Source organism: Microvirga massiliensis, from assembly GCF_001006805.1.
Classification (GTDB): Bacteria; Pseudomonadota; Alphaproteobacteria; order Rhizobiales; family Beijerinckiaceae; genus Microvirga; species Microvirga massiliensis.
Map to the genome: position 1 here is coordinate 17,212 of NZ_LN811376.1, position 2,534 is coordinate 19,745.

Sequence of the window (2,534 nt, forward strand, 5' to 3'; positions counted from 1 at the left end):
TTTCTAGATGTCCCGCTCACAGTCATTGCCGCGACGGATCATGGACCCTTTTTCAGGGAATGGGAGCCCACCTTGATGCGCTTGCAGCAGCAACTCGCTACACTTTCTCCTCAGGCCACTTTCATTGTGGCGCAGGGTAGTGGTTACGACAATCAGGTTGACCGTCCGTATTTCCTCATGAGCCGATGTTCCTGAGCAGGTGTGCCGTTGCCTCATCAGAATGTTCCAGGCGATCAAGCTGCCGGCAATGTGTTGCTCGCAGGGGTGGCGAGCTGCGAAGCGGAGCCTCCAGGCTCAGCGGAGCGAAGCAGCCCGCCGGCGCACCAAACATCCGCCGTTGCCCGGGGGGCGGTGCCCTTTGGTGCAGTCGCTGATTTCTCCGCAAAGCCAAAGATCATCTCGTGAGCCCGCTTGGAGCGCCAGACTTTCAGCCGACGCTGCAGCGTGCGAAGCAAGGTGTCCGGATATTCTCCGGGGCGTTGGGCCTGCAGCCGATCGAGCAATTCACGCCCCGTGCGCCACGGCTCCTGATCAAACCAAGTCCGAAGGTCCGCTGTTACGGCAACGAGCGGATCCGGCCGCCGGCGCCCTCGCTTTTGCTTCGGTTTCGACACCGCCGTCGGGCGCGCGTCGCCCTGCTTCCAAATGAACTTGAGGCTTTCCAGGAAGCCGGCGAGATCCGGCTGGACGCCTTCGTCGGTCACGACCGCGGCCATGCCATCGGCCAGTGCCGCCAGGCGCGACTGCGCCTCCCGGATATCCCGCAGCAGCCAAACAGGATCGAGACCGGCATAGATGTCCTGCAGGCGAAGCTTCGTCTCCTCGGACGTCCTCGGATCGTCCAGAAGACGCTGATAAGGTGTTGCCGGCGCATGGTAGCGCTTGTGGACCTTCGCTCCCGCGCGATGCTTTTCGGCCAGCTTGAACGAGGGCTGGAAGAAGTTCACGAACAATCTCGACGACGCATAGAGTTCCGCCAGGATCGTTGCCGCCGTGATCCCTTCGAACCGCCGGTAGCCGACCAGCCGGCGAACCACCGCGCCGTTCTTCTGCTCCACGAACGCTTGGTCGTTCTTGCGATAGGGCCGGCAGCGCGTGAACGCGATCTGCGATGCTGCGCAGTAGTCGCGCACGGTCTCGTTGATGAACGCGCTGTCGTTATCGGTGTCGAAGCCCAGAAGCGGGAACGGCAGGCAGGCGCGCATCTCGCCGAGCACCGCCGTCAGAAGCGTCTGCTCGCACACCAGCAAGGGCGCGCATTCCGTCCAGCCCGTCGCAATGTCGGTCAGCACGAACGTCCAGGCATAGCTGCCCTTGGCAACAGGACCGCTGTGCGACACTAGGTCGGCTTCGACATGGCCGGGCGCCGGATCGCTCCAATCCGAGAACGTCCGGATCGGAATGCTTGACCGCAAAGCCGTTGATGCCGCACCGCGCCGACGGACGCCGCGTGTTCCCGCCTTCGCTTCCTTCAGCGCCCGATCCATGGTCGCCGCGCTCATGGCAAGCAGGCCCGCGCGAATCTCCGAAGCCAGAACGAGATGCCCGTGCCGCTCCATCGCTTCCAGCAAGAGCGGAACCAGCGGGCGAAGGCGCTTGCCGCAAACCCGGTCGGAGGCTTCCCACAGCACGACCAAGGGCGTCCGGACCGCCTCATCATAAATCCGGCGCCGGTTCGACGCCTTCGTTGCCGTTCCCGATCGCAAAAGCCGCATCGCATGTTTGCGGTGATAGCCGCTGACCGCAACAAACTCGTCGAGAATGCTGCCTTTCTCCCCGCGCACGCACCTTCGATACCGCTCTCCCAATGCCGCTAACAGCTCGTTGCGCGTCGGCATGCTGACCTTCCTCATTCCAAGCTCCCACCAACTCGTCCCGGGAGCAATTTAGATGAGGCAACACCAAACCTACGGGGAACATTTCAGGCGAGGCAATGCGCCGTCCAGAGACCGTCATTGACGCCGTAAGGCGGATCGCAGGCGCAGCGGGGTCGATGGATAACCTGAAAATCCGATTTCCGGTCCGGTTGACCGCGTGCTCATCGGATGGCCCTCAATGGCGTGGGCGTCGCGCTCTCTTGCGAAGTCGATGGCGGCGCGCACGAGCGCCTGGCTGACGCCGCGCCGCCATCAGCACATCGCCGAGCGCGGTCTCTATCCTGCGAGTACGAGGTCGCTCGCCTTTTCGGCCACTGCCGTTACGGCAGCGTTAGCCATTGCAGCCGGAATGCCTGGCAGCACCGAGGCGTCAATGACACGCAAGTCCGCAATGCCTCTAACGCGCAAGGCTTCATCAACGACGGACCCGATACGGCAGGTGCCGACAGGGTGGTGGAAGGAGTTCGCCGCACGACGAATGAAATCGTGCTGAGTGGCGATGTCCGCCCAACTGGAGCCCGGATAGATTTCCTCCCCCCGCCACTCGCCAAACGCGGTGCTGGCGCCGAGGTCGCGGGCAAGAGCAACGCCCTCTGCGAGAACACTCAGATCAGCAGGTTCTGAGAGGTAATTGGGATCGATGAGGGCTGGTGCTCG

At 63.0% G+C, this 2,534-nt stretch carries 2 protein-coding genes and 1 pseudogene; 1 reads left to right on the forward strand and 2 read right to left on the reverse strand.

Annotated elements, in window-relative coordinates; translation table 11 throughout:
* Nucleotides 1-195 (forward strand): hypothetical protein (locus BN1233_RS49370; RefSeq protein WP_046869505.1); only part of this gene is annotated, 195 nt, incomplete at its 5' end.
* 146 nt (nucleotides 196-341) lie between these two features.
* Here the strand turns inward: BN1233_RS49370 and BN1233_RS41290 are convergent.
* Nucleotides 342-1,853 (reverse strand): annotated as a pseudogene (locus BN1233_RS41290) (integrase catalytic domain-containing protein); the annotation flags it as partial.
* Between the two features lie 300 nt (nucleotides 1,854-2,153).
* Nucleotides 2,154-2,534 (reverse strand): GMC oxidoreductase (locus BN1233_RS41295; RefSeq protein ID WP_046869506.1); only part of this gene is annotated, 381 nt, incomplete at its 5' end.